Genomic DNA, 15792 nt, shown 5'->3' with positions numbered 1-15792 from the left:
GTTTTTTAGTGACAATTTAAACGTTGTTAATAAAGGGACGGAGCGCTGCCGTGCCAAATTGTTGCTGCTGGACGAGTAAAATGTTAGCACACGCTAAACTATCGTCAAGGGCGTTGTGATGGTGTTCCAACGTAATCCCCAACCGGTCGCTGACCGTGTTGAGTTTGTGGTTCGGAAACTCAGGATAAAACTTTTTGGCGGTTTTAACCGTATCCAGCGTTTGGTAGTGAGGCACTGGAAGCTCGTAGCGTTCTAAGCTCTTTTTTAAGACGCTATTATCAAAGCGATTGTTGTGGGCGATTACCAAGCGATGGGGTTTGAAAAAGGGTTTGATGATTTCCCACACCTCTGGAAACGTTGGCGCGGTTTGGACGTCACGTTGGTGGATCCCATGGACTTGAATGTTGCGCCAGTTAAAGGACGTTTCGGGGTTAATCAACGAGTAGAACTCGTCAACGACCTGGTCGTTACGCACGACCGTTAGCGCCACGGAACACGCGCTGGCGCGCTGATTCGCCGCGGTTTCAAAATCAATGGCGACAAAATTCACAAAAATTCCTCCTTACGGTTGAAAGTAGTGGAACTGATGCTCTTAGTATATCATTTTCCAAGTAGTGTTCCCCGAATGAGCGTGGTAGAATGAAGGAAGATGACCGAAAGGAAAACAGTACGATGACAGTTGATTTAACTACTAAATTTACCGATTTTAAAATTTTAAAAGATGAACCATTAGCTCATTATTCCTGGACCAAAACCGGCGGACCAGCCGATTTTTTGGCGTTTCCAGAATCTGACCAACAGGTGGAAACGTTGGTTCAATATGCTGATCAAATTGGCATGCCGATTACGGTGTTGGGCAATGCCAGTAATTTAATCGTGCGTGACGGCGGAATTCGGGGACTGACCATTATCCTAACCGCGATGAATCACATCCACGTCGACGGCGAGCGGGTAATCACAGAGGCTGGCGCCGCTTACATAGAAACTACCAAGGTCGCCCAACAAGCCGGCCTCACGGGGTTAGAATTTGCCGCCGGGATTCCCGGTAGTATCGGGGGCGGAGTCTTTATGAATGCTGGAGCTTACGGGGGTGAAACCCAATTCGTGCTGGAATCCGCTACTGTTTTAACGCAGGATTTGGCCGTTGAGGTATGGCCCCACGAACAGTTGGACTTTGGCTACCGACACAGTGCGATTCAGGATCAACACGCGATTGTCTTGGGCGCCACTTTCAAGCTCCGTCAGGGTCACAAAGGTCTAATTCAACACGAAATGAACCACTTGAATTACCTGCGCAAGTCCAAGCAACCACTCGAATATCCGTCCTGTGGGAGCGTTTTTAAACGGCCTAAGGGTCACTTCGCTGGCAAGTTGATTCACGAAGCGGGATTACAAGGTTATCGGTTTGGTGGCGCCGAAGTATCGAAAAAACACGCAGGCTTCATCGTTAACGTGGACCATGCTACTGCTACTGACTACCTGCAGGTAATTCACCACGTCCAGGAGACGGTTTTTGCGCAAACTGGGATTCACTTGGAAACCGAGGTCCGGATTATTGGAGTGGAACCATAAAAAAGGCTCATTAAGCTGGTAACGCCTAATGAGCCTTTTTTATTTTCCAATGATTTTTATGCATCTGAACCATTATCCTGGATGATGGTGTAAATCCAGTAAATCACGAGCTGAATGATGGTCATCAAGATGACAAAAATCAGCATTTCCCGGTTCCACATGTTAGCAAACATATGGATGTAAAATTTGGGATTGGTAATCAGGTAAACGGTGTGCACTCGTAGAAAGCGACCAATGTAGAGGCCGACTGAACTTAAAAAGATCAGTACAAAAGTCACCAGCATATTGGTAAATCCCATTTGCAGGTGGAGCTTGGCGGTAATGGCCTTGGCCACGTGAATCAGACTCCAAAAGCCTAGAAAGGCACAGGTTAACGCGCTGATTAAGAGGCAAGTGTAGAGGAACCAAATGTGACCATCTAACTTCAACATTCCGTTAATGTCGTTTGGGTGGAGCCACGACAGGTGGAGCAAATCAGTTAAAATGTAGGGGGCATTGGGATAAAAGAGCAACCAGGCGCAGGTTAAAAGCCAGAAAATTATTACATTTTGCTTGGGTTTGCCGATGTGAAAGCTCAGTTCAATTGGGATGTAGCCTAAAAATGTATTTAACAATAGAAATCCAAAGAGCGAGTCCTTAATAAAGAGCTTGATAAACACCAGCCATACGATGAAAAACAAGCGAACTTGCCATTTTTTTCTGTTTGTCATATTCCAATCACCTCAAAATAGTCTCCTTTCATTAAACCGCAAATTAAGCAAAAAAACTATTAAAGTGTTTCTAAAACCATACCGACCGCCCTATTAAAATCAGCTTGGGGAGTGCTATAATGATTTCTGAAGTCGCCTTAAGTAGGAAGGAACACGAACGAATGGAAATTAATTGGAGTAACATTCTGACACTACATAACCTCAGCAACGTCTTGGACATTTTGGTAGTGTGGATTCTAATCTACGAATTATTTATGCTGTTAAAGGGGACTCGTTCCATCCAGCTCCTACGCGGGATTGTGGTGCTAGTGATTGCCAAAGTGCTGAGTTGGTATCTTGGACTTACCATGACTTCTTGGATTTTGGATCAAGTCATTAATTGGGGAGTGATTGGCTGTATCGTGATTTTTCAGCCTGAAATTCGGCGGGGGCTCGAAAAATTGGGTCAGCAGTCGGTTTTTAAACAATCCCAACAGGCCAATGAACGAACCGAAAAGGTGATTAAAGCGTTGGACGGGGCGATTCAGTACTTGTCCAAACGTCGGATTGGAGCATTGATTGCGATTCAAATGAAGACCGGGCTGGAAGAATGGATTGAAAAGGGAATTGCTTTAGATGCGGACGTTTCCAGTGAACTGTTGATTAACATCTTCATTCCGAACACGCCGTTGCATGACGGAGCCGTGATTATCAAGGATGATCGAATTGCCGCTGCCAATGCGTATCTACCACCCTCAGATAGTAATCTGATTCCCCGCGAATTAGGAACGCGGCACCGGGCTGCTGTCGGTCTTTCCGAAGTCACTGATGCCATTACCATTGTAGTTTCTGAAGAAACGGGGGAAGTGTCTTTCACCCAGAACAATGAATTACTGCGTGGAATGAGTCGGGAAGACTACCTGAAGTACCTGCGCAGTCATTTGTTGCAACCAAGCCAGAAAAAAACGTGGCACGGTGAAGTGCATGACTTTTTTGCTAAACTAATGGGAGGTGGCAAGTAATGCACCGCTTTGTGGATAGTAAAGCATTTGCACTGCTTTTTTCGCTTGTGATTGCCGTGGGTTTGTTCTTCATCGTGAACCAAGCTAAACTAGGCACTCCGAATGCCCGCAATAATCAGGCGAACCAGCAGTTAAGTTCGGATACGCGTAAGCAAATCGAGGTTCCGTTACAACTCAACGTGAACTCTGAGAAGTACTTCGTGGTCGGATATCCCAATCAGGTTCAGGTTCAATTGAAGGGACCCTCGGCACTAGTAACTACCACCGCGAATACCCGGAATTTCAAAGTGATTGCTGATTTAAATGACCTTGGTCCGGGAAAGCACACGGTGCGGCTACAACAAACTGGATTGAATTCGCAACTCCAAGCCACGATTAAACCAGCCAAAATTACCGTAAACATTCAACCACGGGAAACAAAAACTTTGCCCGTAACGGTAGAGTACGATAAGAATCAAATCATGGATGGTTATAAGGTGAACCGGGTGGACCAAGATCTCAAAAAGGTCAGCATTACCGGACCGGAAAATGAGATGGAACGGATTGATAAGGTCGTTGCCAAGGTGAACCTACCAGATGACGTGCACAAGTCAACCGATAAGGCTGCGGTGATTGACGCTGTGGATGCTAAGGGAAAAACGGTTAATGTGGTTATTTCCCCGTCAACTACGGACGTGAAGCTTAACGTGCAAAAAGAAAATCAAAAGAATAATGAAGAGAATAAGTAATTAGAAACGATAAAGGAGTAGCAATGAAATATTTTGGAACTGATGGAATTAGAGGAATCGCGAATCAAGAACTAACCCCAGAATTGGCCTTTCGGGCTGGCCGAGCTGGGGGTTACGCACTCACGAAGCGCAGTGCTGAAAACCACCAGCCCCGGGTTTTGGTCTCACGTGATACTCGAATTTCTGGACAAATGCTAGAAGACGCTTTGATCGCAGGCTTATTGTCTGTCGGAATTGAAGTACTCCGGCTGGGAATTGTAACGACGCCTGGGGTTGCTTACTTAGTTAGAGATCAGGATGCGGATGCCGGCGTGATGATTACAGCTTCGCACAATCCAGCAGAATACAACGGGATTAAGTTCTTCGGTGGTGACGGTTACAAGTTGTCTGACGAGATTGAAGCCGACATCGAAGCCATCCTCGAAAATCCGGTGGATGATTTACCACGTCCAGCTGCCAAGGGACTGGGAACGGCCGATAACTACACGGAAGCCGGACAAAAGTACCTTCACTTCTTAGCACAAACGATTCCAGAAAATTTAACCGGCATGAAGGTGGTGGTGGATGCTGCTAATGGAGCCACTAGTTCGCTAGTGCCACGCTTATATGCTGACCTAGGCATTGACTTCACCACGATGGCCACCACACCGAACGGAATTAACATCAACGACCAGGTGGGGTCCACGCATCCTGAACAATTGCAACGGTTAGTGGTCGATGAAGGCGCCCAACTGGGAATTGCCTTTGATGGGGACGGGGATCGATGTATTGCGGTTGATGAACTCGGAAACATTGTGGATGGTGACAAGATTATGTACATTTGTGGAAAATACATGAATGAACACGGTCGTTTAAAACAAGATACGATTGTTACCACGGTGATGAGTAATCTGGGAATGTACAAGGCCATGGAGGCCCACGGCTTAAAGAGTGTAAAAACCAAGGTGGGGGATCGGTACGTGGTGGAAGAAATGAATCGGAAAGGGTACAACCTCGGTGGTGAACAATCCGGTCACATCGTCTTCTTAGACTTCAATACCACCGGAGACGGCATGTTAACCAGCTTGCAACTGATGTCGATTATGCAGGCGACCAACAAGCCATTATCCGAACTGGCAGCCGAAGTTCGGAAATACCCGCAAAGCCTGGTGAACGTCCAGGTAAAGGATAAGGTCCACGCCATGGATGCTCCTGAAGTTCAGGAAGTAATTCAACAGGTCGAAACGGAAATGAACGGAAACGGACGAATTTTAGTCCGACCGAGTGGGACTGAACCATTGCTTCGGGTGATGGTCGAAGCAGCGACGCAAGAAGATAGCCAGCGGTATGCTGACCAAATCGCAGCGGTCGTGAAACAAGCTAATCAATAAAACGATAAGAACGGTTCTTTGCGAACGGTTCTTTTTTATTGGGCGTAGACCAATTTGTGGTTATGGTTTGACAAGTATTCATGAAAACTCTAATATATAGATTGTGTTAACAAATCAAAAATAATTTAAACATCTATACCAATTTAGAAACGAGGACATTCAATATGTGTGGAGTAGTTGGAGTAACCGGAAATAAGGATGCAACTGAAATCTTAGTCAGTGGTTTAGAAAAATTACAGTATCGGGGCTATGATTCAGCGGGAATCTTTGTCGATCAACCGGATGGAACCGATTACCTGGTGAAAACCACAGGAAGCATTGCCGACTTACGCAAGAAAATTGGACCAGAAGTTCAGGGAACGGCCGGCATTGGTCATACCCGCTGGGCAACTCATGGTGGGGTTACAATTGAAAATGCTCACCCCCAATTTTCGAGTGACGAACGCTTTTACCTGGTTCACAATGGTGTGATCGAAAACTTCCAAGCATTAAAGGACGAATACCTCCAAGGAGTGCACTTCCACAGCCAAACTGATACTGAAGTGGTGGTGCAATTAATTGATAAGTTTGTCAAGGAAGGGATGAGTACCAAGGACGCCTTTAACAAGACGTTAGCACTCTTAGAAAACTCATCGTATGCCTTCATGTTAATGGACCGTGAAGAACCGGAAACAATTTACGTGGCCAAAAACAAAAGTCCGATGTTGATTGGATTAGGCGATGGTTGCAACGTAGTTTGTTCTGATTCGATTGCCATGTTAAACGTGACCCATACTTTCTTAGAAATTCAAGATGGCGACATGTGCATCGTGAAACCGGACGAAGTGATTGTAAACGATGCAGACGGAAACGTGGTCGAACGCGAAACCTTTGAAGTTAGTGTGGATCCAAGTGCTTCTGATAAGGGCACTTACCCATACTACATGCTAAAGGAAATCGACGAACAACCAAACGTAATGCGGAAGCTTTCTGCAGAATATTTAGACGAAGCTGGGCACCCGAAGCTTGACGCCGACTTAGTGGACGCCATTAAGGGTTCCGACCGGATTTACATCGTCGGAGCAGGAACTAGTTACCACGCTGGCTTGGTCGGAAAAATGCAGTTAGAAAAGCTGACTGGGATTCCTGCTGAAGTTCATGTTGCTTCTGAATTTGCGTATGAAGACCCGTTACTTTCTGAAAAGCCATTCTTTATCTTCCTTTCGCAAAGTGGGGAAACGGCCGACAGTCGGCAAGTATTAGTCAACGTTAACAAACAGAAGCTGCCCAGCCTGACGATTACAAACGTGGCCAACTCTACGTTGTCACGCGAATCAACTTTTACTTTGTTATTACAAGCTGGTCCAGAAATTTCCGTGGCTTCTACCAAGGCTTACACCGCCCAAATTGCGCTCGAAGCCATTTTAGCTAAGGCCGTGGGTGAGGCGAAGGAAAACCAAGCTGCCCTTGATTTTGATCTTAAAGGTCAGTTAGCTGTGGTGGCTCAAGGAATGCAAAGTATTGTGGACGAAAAGAACGAAATTAATCAGATTGCGGAAGACTACTTTGTCGACGCTAACCAAGCCTTCTACATCGGACGGGGGATTGACTATACGGTTTCAATCGAAGCTGCTTTGAAGCTGAAAGAAATTTCCTATGTGCACGCTGAAGGGTTTGCCTCTGGAGAATTAAAGCATGGCACGATTGCTCTGATTGAACCCGGGACACCGGTGATTGGCATTATTACCCAAGCTGGCACCGCTGGTTTGACCCGGAGTAATCTGGAAGAAACCGCTGCCCGGGGTGCTAAGACGTTATCGATTGTGAAAAAGAGCTTGGCTCGTCCGGAAGATACCTTTGTAATTCCGGATGTCGACGAACTATTGACGCCACTCTTGAGTGTCATTCCCGCCCAGCTGTTGGCTTACTACACCAGTTTGAACAAAGGTTTGAACGTGGACTTGCCACGGAACTTGGCTAAGAGTGTGACTGTGGAATAAAAAATTGTATAATTAGACAGAAAAGGATTGTTGCGACAATTCTTTTCTTTTTCGCTTAAATAAAGAAGGTGAGTTAAATGAAATACACAAAAAAAACAAAACAAAATAAACACGATCGCAAGGAAGCAACTTGGGAAAAATTTAAGCAACAACAAAACAAGTTAAACGCGGACCGGCGGGGGTTACGGTCGGTCTCAAAACGGCACTGGTAAGGAGCGTTACATGGCACAAAAAAGTCACGAAACCTTCACGTTGATTGAAGAAATTACGCGTTTAGACGGTAGCAAGTACCTAGAAATCAGCAACATGGTTCAGAACGGGCGGGCAGAACTGGCTGCGGAACGGAATTTAATCAAGCAAGTCCGGATTCTGCAACTTAACATTCCGCACTCCGTTCATGTGATTAATTATGAAAATTACATTAATCAGCACTACACGATGCCTGATGAAAACTTGCAAGCATTTGAAGAGTGGGAGAAAACTCCCGCAATGGAGCAGGAAGTCGCCCAAATTTTGAAAGAAAATCACATTGGTTAACGTTGCTTTACCGGATTTTTAGTTTGTGGGATAATGAACAAAAAGAACACGGAGGCAGGAAACATGATTGAAAAATTTCTGATCGGAACGTATACCAAGAATCAAAGTAAAGGAATTTACCAAATTGAATTGGATACGGACAAGCCCGCTTTGCAAAACCTGCAGTTAGTTGCCAAGGCCGGTTCACCAACCTACGTTGCTGAATCAAAGGCCCACCGGATTTATGCCGTGGAACGGGTCATGGAAGATAACGAACTACACGGGGGAGTGGTGGACTTAGACGGGACTACTATTCCAGCGAAGGAACTACAAAAGATCGTGGAAATGGGGAGTAGCCCGGCTTACATTACGGTCGACGAAAAACGTCAATTTGTGTACACTGCCAACTACCATACTGGAGATGTGACCATCTTTAAGATTGGACCGGACGGCTTACTGGCCGCTACCGATCGGGTTCATGATCACGGTCAGGTGGGACCGCGCCCAGAACAGGCTGATGGTCCGCATCCTCATTACGTCGACATCTCGTTTGACGGCCGGTTAGTGGTTTGTGATCTTGGTCTCGATCAGATTTTTCTGTACGATTTAACTCCGGAAGGCAAACTCGAATTAGTGAGTGGCTTAACCTTAGAACCAGGCTTTGGGCCACGTCACATTACTTACATTGAGGAACTGGGTAAGGCTTACCTAGTCGGAGAATTAAGTAGTAAGGTGGCGGTCTTAAACTACAACGAAGAAACCGCGCAGTTTGAAATTGAACAAGTAGTGTCCACTATTCCAGCTGACTGGACGGAACACAACGGAGCTGCTGCCATTCACTTGTCGAGTGACCACCGCTTTATCTACGTTTCTAACCGGGGTAACGATAGCATCGTCGTCTTTTCCGTCCAATCAGACGGAAAGTTAAAACAAATCCAACGGGTTTCTACGGAAGGTGAATTCCCCCGGGACTTCAACTTTAACCGGTCGGAAGACTTCCTGATCGTTGCTAACCAAAACACCGATAATGCCACTTTATTCCAACGGGATGTTGCTTCTGGCAAGTTAACCTTGATCCAAAAGGACTTCACTGTTCCGGAAGGAACTTGTGTGGCCCACCGCCAGGATTAATTGCTGACCGAAAAAGATTGCGTTTTCAGCAGTAGTATTGTATATTGAAATTAAATTAAGACCGCGTCAGGACGAGCGTAAGCAGGATCGTGACCAGCGAGCTAGGGTAAGGTGGAAGCCTAGTACACGGAGCTTACAATTAACACCTGAAGGGTTCTCGACTTGAGAATCGCGGTACCGGTAGTTCGGCCGTTATTGCGAACTAGAGTTGGTTTTTCTTGGAAAAACAATTTGGGTGGTACCGCGAAGACCTCGTCCCTTTCGATGAGGTCTTTTTCTTTGTCCTTAATTAGGGTCCAGCGGTTAATTTAAACAGGGGGAGTAACAAAATGGATGTATTAGTAAAAGATTTATATACAAAGTCGCGTAACGAATTGACAACTCCAATCACCATTTCGGGATGGGTGCGGACGATTCGGAACTCGAAAAAGATTGCCTTTATTGAAGTCAATGATGGTTCGTACATCAAAAACGTGCAGGTGATTGCGAAACGGGATCAACTGAACAATTTCGAAGATGTGATTAAATTACCGATTAGTTCCACGGTTAAAATTACCGGTCAACTTGTGGAAACACCGGATGCTCCACAACCATTTGAACTGCACGCGGATGAAGTGACCATTGAAGGAGTTTCTGATCCAGACTACCCACTGCAAAAGAAGGCGCACTCGTTAGAATACCTGCGGACGATTGCCCACTTACGGCCGCGAACCAACACCTTCTACGCCGTGTTTAAGATTCGATCGATGGCAGCTTTTGCCATTCATGAATACCTGCAACACCACGACTTCGTGTACGTAAACACGCCGATCATCACCAGTAGTGATGCCGAAGGAGCCGGGGAAATGTTCCGGGTTACCACGTTGGATCCAGATCAACCGGAACAAGACGACAATGGTAAAACTGATTTTAGTCAGGATTTCTTTGGTCAGGAAACCAACCTGACCGTGAGTGGACAACTGCAAGTGGAACCGTTTGCCTTGGCCTTTCGCAATGTCTACACCTTTGGACCGACGTTCCGGGCTGAAGACTCACATACAAAACGCCATGCCGCTGAATTTTGGATGATTGAACCAGAAATGGCCTTTGCTGGTTTGCCAGAAACAATTGACGAAATCCAGGGCTTGTTGCAGTACGTGGTGCAATACTTGTTAGACCACGCCCAAGCCGATTTGCAATTCTTAACCGATCACGTGGACGAACACTTGCTGGACCGGTTACAACAAACGGTTGCTGAACCATTTGCTCGGATTACTTACACGGAAGCCATCGAACGCTTGGAACAAGCCGATGCCGACTTTAAGTTCCCCGTGAAGTGGGGGATTGACTTAAAGGCGGAACACGAACAATATCTGGCTGAACAGGTTTTCCACAAACCGGTCTTTGTGACTGATTATCCCCGCGACATTAAGGCCTTCTACATGCGCGATAACGCGGATGAAAAAACGGTGGCAGCGGTAGACTTGTTAGTTCCCCGGATTGGTGAATTGGTCGGAGGAAGCCAACGAGAGGAACGCGAAGACGTGCTGTTGGATAAGCTCCACGAATTTAACCTCCAGGAATCTGACTACGACTGGTACTTGGAACTCCGTAAGTACGGAGGCACGAAGCACTCTGGTTTTGGAATCGGATTTGAACGCTTGTTAATGTACGTAACCGGAATGGACAACATTCGGGATGTTATCCCTTACCCACGGGTACAAGGGAGCATCAATTTTTAAATAAAGGAAGAACGTTTGGACGTTCTTTTTTTCGGGCTTCAAGTGGTTTATAATGATTATCAGTAAAAGATTGATATTGAAAGGATGGTTCAAATGCAAACGGAAACTCCAATGAAACCCCTCACGCGGTGGCTGTTCATCGCGACCATGTTGGTGGGAACCTTTACCATGTCGATTAGTCAATCTTCCTTATCGACGGCATATCCGACCCTCATGAAGTATTTTCTGATTTCGGCGGACACGGTGCAGTGGTTAACTACCGGATTTATGATCGTGATGTGTATCACGATGCCAATCAGTCCATGGTTGTTAAATAACATCAGTTTTAAAACGCTCTTCATGGGTGCCTTACTGCTGTTTGACGTGGGAACGCTGATTATTTTCTGGGGACCCAATTTCTACCTGGTAATGCTAGGCCGGATTATGGAGGCCGCGGCCGTCGGGGTCCTCTTTCCTTCATACCAAACGGTGCTGCTGGAAATCACGCCCGAGGCCAAACGGGGGACCATCATGGGAATCGCCGGTCTGGTAATGGGTTCGGCGCTCGCCTGTGGTCCCATCATCTCTGGAATCGTGCTTCGTTTTACTAGTTGGCGGGGTCTCTTTATCTTCTTCATGGTGGTCATCACCATCGTGTTATTATTGTCATTCTTCGTTATGCGTGACGTGATGCCACGGATTCCGTCTAAGTTAGACTGGCTTTCGGTCTTCTATTCACTCGGGTTGATCGGGCTCTTGTATGTGATTACTAAGGCAGGAGAACCAGGCGCTAATTGGCCTACGTTAATTGGGATTCTCGTGGTTTCCGTGCTCTTACTGACCTTCTTTGTTCATCGACAGTTAAATCTGCCCGAACCGATGTTGGATCTGCGGGTGATGAAGACCTTTAACTACGATCTGGCCGTGTTATTAACCGGTTTTTCTTATATTTCCTTGATTGTGGTGACCATTATCTTCCCGCTTTATTACCAACAAGTGCTAGGGGCTTCGCCGTTTGTTTCTGGAATGGCTCTAGTTCCTGGGGCAGCGCTCTTGAGTCTTTTGAACCCCATTACTGGAACCCTAGCTGACAAGATTGGATTTAAACCTACGATGTTAGTTGGAATGGGCATGATTGTGGTCGGTTGGGGGATTCTCGCCCTCGTCCATATTAACAACATCTGGGGGATGATTGGATTAGCGATGCTAATTGAAGGAGGAAATGCCTTCGTTATGATGCCCGCAGTGACCCTAGGAGCAAACTCATTACCAAACGACCTAGTTTCGCACGGAACTGCTGTGATTACGACGGTGCGACAGGTTCTCGGTTCCACTGGAGTAGCGGTTGCAACGTTGATTCTGGTTAACGTAACCGGGAAAGCCCTACACGGTGGTTCATCGTACATGATGTCTAACCAGACTGGTTTCCATGCCGTCTACTGGACCTTCTTTGGAATTGCGGTGCTTGGTTTCATCATTGCCACGCTGATTCGCTCGACCAGGTCAAAAGATGCAGAATAGCACGACTAATGTGCTAAAATTAAAGTAAACTAAAGACAGTCATCGGTTACCGCATGGCTGTCTTTTTAACGAGAGGATTGGAAACATGACACAGCCCCCCAAAAAACGACGATGGCTCAAATGGGCAGAACGGATTTTGTTGCTTCTATTACTAGTGGTGGGAATTGCCCTGGTTTTTAGCTCCCAACTAGAGGGTTATTGGATTCAGTGGCAAAGTCACCAGAAGGTTACCAATATTTCCCAGCAGGAAGTGAAGCGTGGAGAAACTAAGAACGCGAATTATAACTATCAAAACGTCCAGGCGGTTTCTGAAAATGCGGTATTAGAGAGCGAAAAGGCTCGCAAAACGGATGCAATTGGTTCAATTCAAATTCCAGATTTAGACATTAACTTGCCGATTTTCAAGGGACTCAACTCTGAAAACTTGACGATTGGAGCTGGAACGATGAAACCGGGGCAAAAATTAGGCGAAGGTAACTATGCCTTGGCAGGGCACCACATGCAGAACCCGAAGATTCTTTTCTCACCCTTAGCCAAAGCGAAAAAAGGACAGATTGTGACGATTAAGGCCGGGAAGCAAACCGCTCGCTATCGGATCACTAAGATTAAAGTGGTGCCAGAAACGGACGTCTCGGTAATTAACGATGTACCGGGCAAAAAGCTGTTGACCTTAGTTACTTGTGCCAGTGGTAATCCGGGGGAAACTCGCCGTTTGATTGTGACGGGTGAATTAATTAAATAACCGAACGAAGTCATTTAACTTTTAGGTTAGATGGCTTTTTTAGTTAGTTGTGGTAAGATACGGGCAAACAGGAGGGATAAGCATGGAAAAATTAGCACAGTTACAAGAACATTTACGCGACCAGCAACTAGACGTTGCCTACGTTAGTGACCCCGAAACGATTGAGTACTTGACCGGCTTTGGGAGTGATCCGGTTGAGCGAGTCTTAGCATTATTAGTATTCCCTGATCAAGAACCTTTTCTCTTTGCACCGGCTTTAGAAGTTGAAGATATCCAAAGTACAGGTTGGACGCATCCTGTTTATGGTTACCTTGACCACGAAGCTCCGTTTGCGATGATTGCTAAAAATGTGCGGGATCGGGTCGAAAATCCCATTCACTGGGGGATTCAAAAGAACCAGCTCACCGTGGAACGGCTCCAAGCCCTACAAGCGGAGTTTCCAAAGGCTCAATTTGCTGCTGATTTGACACCTGTGATTGAACGGATGCGCCTGATTAAAACTCCGGATGAAATTGAAAAGTTACGGGCAGCCGGTAAAGAAGCCGACTTTGCCTTTGAGGTGGCCTTTAACACGATTGCACCAGGCAAGACTGAGGCCGATGTCGCAGCTGAAATCGAGTACCAGCTGAAAAAGCGCGGGGTGATGGAGATGAGCTTTGCCACTTTAGTTCAAGCTGGTAAGCATGCCTCTCAACCCCATGGGGACACTGGGATGAACCAGATTAAAGAACACGAACTGGTCTTGCTGGATCTCGGAACGGTGCATGATGGTTACATCAGTGATGCCAGTCGGACGGTCGCAGTCGGGACGCTTAGTGACCAATTACAAGAAATCTATGCCGTGTGTTTGAAGGCGCAGTTAGCTGCTCAAGCAGCGGTGAAGCCTGGAATTACCGCTGCTGAATTAGATAAGGTAGCTCGCGATATTATTGACGAGGCTGGTTACGGTCAGTACTTCATTCACCGGCTTGGTCATGGAATGGGAATGAGTGAACACGAATTCCCGTCCATCATGGAAGGCAACGACCTGAAGCTCGAAGAAAACATGTGCTTTTCGATTGAACCCGGGATTTACATTCCAGGCGTTGCCGGCGTGCGGATTGAAGATTGTGTCCGGGTCACCACGGATGGTTGTGAACCATTTACACATACCGCGAAGACGTTACAAAATGTTTTAAAGTAGGGTAAACGTTGATATAAACGGGAACTAACCGGAATTAGCTAAATTTGCGTAAAAAAATAAACCGTTTTCATTGTACCTTTTTTCACAACGTGGTATATTTGTTTTTAGTAAATAGTAAGCATTAATTTGAAAGAGGGATTAACCATGAAAGTCGTTGTAGTTGGTTGTACTCATGCCGGAACCTTTGCCATTAAACAAACCTTAGCTTCTCATCCAGAAGCTGAAGTGACGGTCTACGAGAAGAACGATAACATCTCGTTCCTTTCCTGTGGGATTGCTTTGTACTTGGGTAAAGAAATTAAGAACAATGATCCACAAGGATTGTTCTATTCTAGTCCTGAAGAATTAAAGAGCCTCGGGGCCGACGTGGAAATGAAGCACGAAGTTACAGAAATTGATCCAGACCAAAAGGTTGTTAAAGTAAAGGACCTTGAATCTGGTTCCGTTACAGAGACTCCGTATGACAAGTTGATTATGACGACTGGCTCATTGCCAGTGGTTCCTCCGATCGACGGAATTCAAAGTGACAAAGTTTACCTGTGCAAGAACTGGCATGACGCTAAGAAGTTGTTTGATGAAGCTCCGAAAGTTAAATCAATCACGGTCATCGGTTCCGGTTACATTGGTGCCGAACTAGCTGAGGCGTACTCTAAGCAGGGTTATCAAGTAAACTTACTGGACGGTTCTACCCGGGTGCTTTACAAGTACTTTGACAAGAAGTTCACTGACATTCTAGCTGCCGATTACGAAAAGAACGGTGTTAACCTGGAATTAGGTTCAAAGGTAACCGGTTTTGAAGAAAAAGATGGCGGGATTTCTGTTTTAACCGCTAACGGGGACGAAATTCACTCTGACATTGCCATTCTTTGTATCGGTTTCCGTCCGAACACCGGTTTATTAAAGGGCAAAGTCGACATGATGCCAAATGGAGCTATCATCACCGACGAATACATGCACTCATCAAACCCAGACATCTTTGCTGCTGGGGACAGTGCTGCCGTTCACTACAACCCAACCGGCCAAAATGCTTACATTCCGTTAGCTACTAACGCAGTGCGGCAGGGGATTTTAGTGGGTGAAAACCTAACGGAAAACAAAGTTAAGTACATGGGGACTCAATCGTCCTCTGGTTTGAAACTCTATGACCGGACCTACGTTTCCACTGGATTGACGATGGCTGCTGCTAAGGACCAAGGAATTAACGCTCGTCAAGTAGTTGTCGAAGATAACTACCGACCAGAATTCATGTTAACCACGGAACCCGTGTTGATGTCATTGGTTTATGAGCCAAATACCCGGCGGATTCTCGGTGGTTCCTTAACCAGTATGTACGATGTTTCACAATCAGCTAACGTCTTGTCTGTGGCAATTCAAAACCAAAACACGATTGATGATTTAGCCATGGTTGACATGCTCTTCCAACCGCAATTTGACCGACCGTTCAACTACTTGAACATTCTGGCTCAAGCTGCTCAAGCGCAAGAGGCAAAAGATTAGATACAGTTTATTTAAAATAATTAAAACCCTTTAAGTTATGTATTTATAACTTAAAGGGTTTTGTTTTTTATATAGTGATTGTTTAATTAATTATTTATTGATGGTACTATTAGAAAATGAGATTCAAATCTCCTTTTTTAAT

15 protein-coding genes are annotated in these 15792 nt (G+C 45.8%); 13 read left to right on the top strand and 2 right to left on the bottom strand.

The window, feature by feature from the left end; all coding sequences use genetic code 11:
• Positions 1 to 16: 16 nt before the first annotated feature.
• Positions 17 to 550 (bottom strand): 3'-5' exonuclease, encoded by a 534-nt coding sequence (locus M3M37_RS04090; RefSeq protein ID WP_252794306.1) that lies wholly within the window; start codon positions 548 to 550, stop codon positions 17 to 19.
• A gap of 122 nt (positions 551 to 672) precedes the next feature.
• Between M3M37_RS04090 and murB the strand changes: the two genes are divergently transcribed.
• Positions 673 to 1572, top strand: a complete 900-nt coding sequence (gene murB / locus M3M37_RS04085) for a UDP-N-acetylmuramate dehydrogenase (RefSeq protein WP_252795918.1) — start codon at positions 673 to 675, stop codon at positions 1570 to 1572.
• A 56-nt stretch (positions 1573 to 1628) separates the two neighbouring features.
• Here murB and M3M37_RS04080 read toward each other — a convergent pair whose 3' ends face one another.
• Positions 1629 to 2282: a DUF1361 domain-containing protein gene (locus tag M3M37_RS04080; RefSeq protein ID WP_252794305.1), complete on the bottom strand. Its 654-nt coding sequence runs from the start codon at positions 2280 to 2282 to the stop codon at positions 1629 to 1631.
• Between the two features lie 161 nt (positions 2283 to 2443).
• Between M3M37_RS04080 and cdaA the strand changes: the two genes are divergently transcribed.
• The 12 genes from cdaA to M3M37_RS04025 all read left to right on the top strand — a co-directional run bounded on the left by cdaA (position 2444) and on the right by M3M37_RS04025 (position 15650).
• Positions 2444 to 3283 (top strand): diadenylate cyclase CdaA, encoded by an 840-nt coding sequence (cdaA, locus tag M3M37_RS04075; RefSeq protein ID WP_252795917.1) that lies wholly within the window; start codon positions 2444 to 2446, stop codon positions 3281 to 3283.
• On the top strand, positions 3283 to 4011 hold the full coding sequence (locus M3M37_RS04070) for a CdaR family protein (protein WP_252794304.1): 729 nt from the start codon (positions 3283 to 3285) through the stop codon (positions 4009 to 4011). Before cdaA ends, M3M37_RS04070 begins: the two co-directional genes overlap by 1 nt.
• Positions 4012 to 4034: 23 nt before the next feature.
• A complete protein-coding gene (gene glmM / locus M3M37_RS04065; protein ID WP_252794303.1) occupies positions 4035 to 5381 on the top strand; it encodes a phosphoglucosamine mutase in 1347 nt (448 codons plus the stop codon).
• Positions 5382 to 5545: 164 nt separating this feature from the next.
• Positions 5546 to 7360, top strand: coding sequence for a glutamine--fructose-6-phosphate transaminase (isomerizing) (gene glmS / locus M3M37_RS04060; protein WP_252794301.1), 1815 nt, complete (start codon positions 5546 to 5548; stop codon positions 7358 to 7360).
• A gap of 77 nt (positions 7361 to 7437) precedes the next feature.
• Positions 7438 to 7572 (top strand): hypothetical protein, encoded by a 135-nt coding sequence (locus M3M37_RS07440; RefSeq protein ID WP_274705504.1) that lies wholly within the window; start codon positions 7438 to 7440, stop codon positions 7570 to 7572.
• Positions 7573 to 7582: 10 nt separating this feature from the next.
• A complete protein-coding gene (locus M3M37_RS04055; RefSeq protein WP_252794300.1) occupies positions 7583 to 7897 on the top strand; it encodes a hypothetical protein in 315 nt (104 codons plus the stop codon).
• A 63-nt stretch (positions 7898 to 7960) separates the two neighbouring features.
• Positions 7961 to 9007, top strand: a complete 1047-nt coding sequence (locus M3M37_RS04050; RefSeq protein WP_252794299.1) for a lactonase family protein — start codon at positions 7961 to 7963, stop codon at positions 9005 to 9007.
• Between the two features lie 329 nt (positions 9008 to 9336).
• Positions 9337 to 10728 (top strand): asparagine--tRNA ligase, encoded by a 1392-nt coding sequence (asnS, locus tag M3M37_RS04045; RefSeq protein ID WP_252794297.1) that lies wholly within the window; start codon positions 9337 to 9339, stop codon positions 10726 to 10728.
• A gap of 93 nt (positions 10729 to 10821) precedes the next feature.
• Positions 10822 to 12228, top strand: coding sequence for an MFS transporter (locus M3M37_RS04040; RefSeq protein WP_252794296.1), 1407 nt, complete (start codon positions 10822 to 10824; stop codon positions 12226 to 12228).
• Positions 12229 to 12313: 85 nt separating this feature from the next.
• The gene (locus tag M3M37_RS04035; RefSeq protein WP_252794295.1) at positions 12314 to 12970 is read left to right on the top strand and encodes a class A sortase; all 657 of its coding nucleotides are present in this window, start codon (positions 12314 to 12316) and stop codon (positions 12968 to 12970) included.
• A gap of 82 nt (positions 12971 to 13052) precedes the next feature.
• Complete coding sequence (locus tag M3M37_RS04030) at positions 13053 to 14153, top strand: M24 family metallopeptidase (RefSeq protein ID WP_252794294.1); 1101 nt, start codon at positions 13053 to 13055, stop codon at positions 14151 to 14153.
• 144 nt (positions 14154 to 14297) lie between these two features.
• The gene (locus M3M37_RS04025; RefSeq protein ID WP_252794293.1) at positions 14298 to 15650 is read left to right on the top strand and encodes an FAD-dependent oxidoreductase; all 1353 of its coding nucleotides are present in this window, start codon (positions 14298 to 14300) and stop codon (positions 15648 to 15650) included.
• Positions 15651 to 15792 lie beyond the last annotated feature (142 nt).

Origin of the sequence: Fructilactobacillus carniphilus, from assembly GCF_024029675.1 — a bacterium.
Classification (GTDB): domain Bacteria; phylum Bacillota; class Bacilli; order Lactobacillales; family Lactobacillaceae; genus Fructilactobacillus; species Fructilactobacillus carniphilus.
The sequence above is the reverse complement of the archived record's forward strand: the minus strand, read 5'-3'. Positions and strand labels throughout refer to the sequence as shown.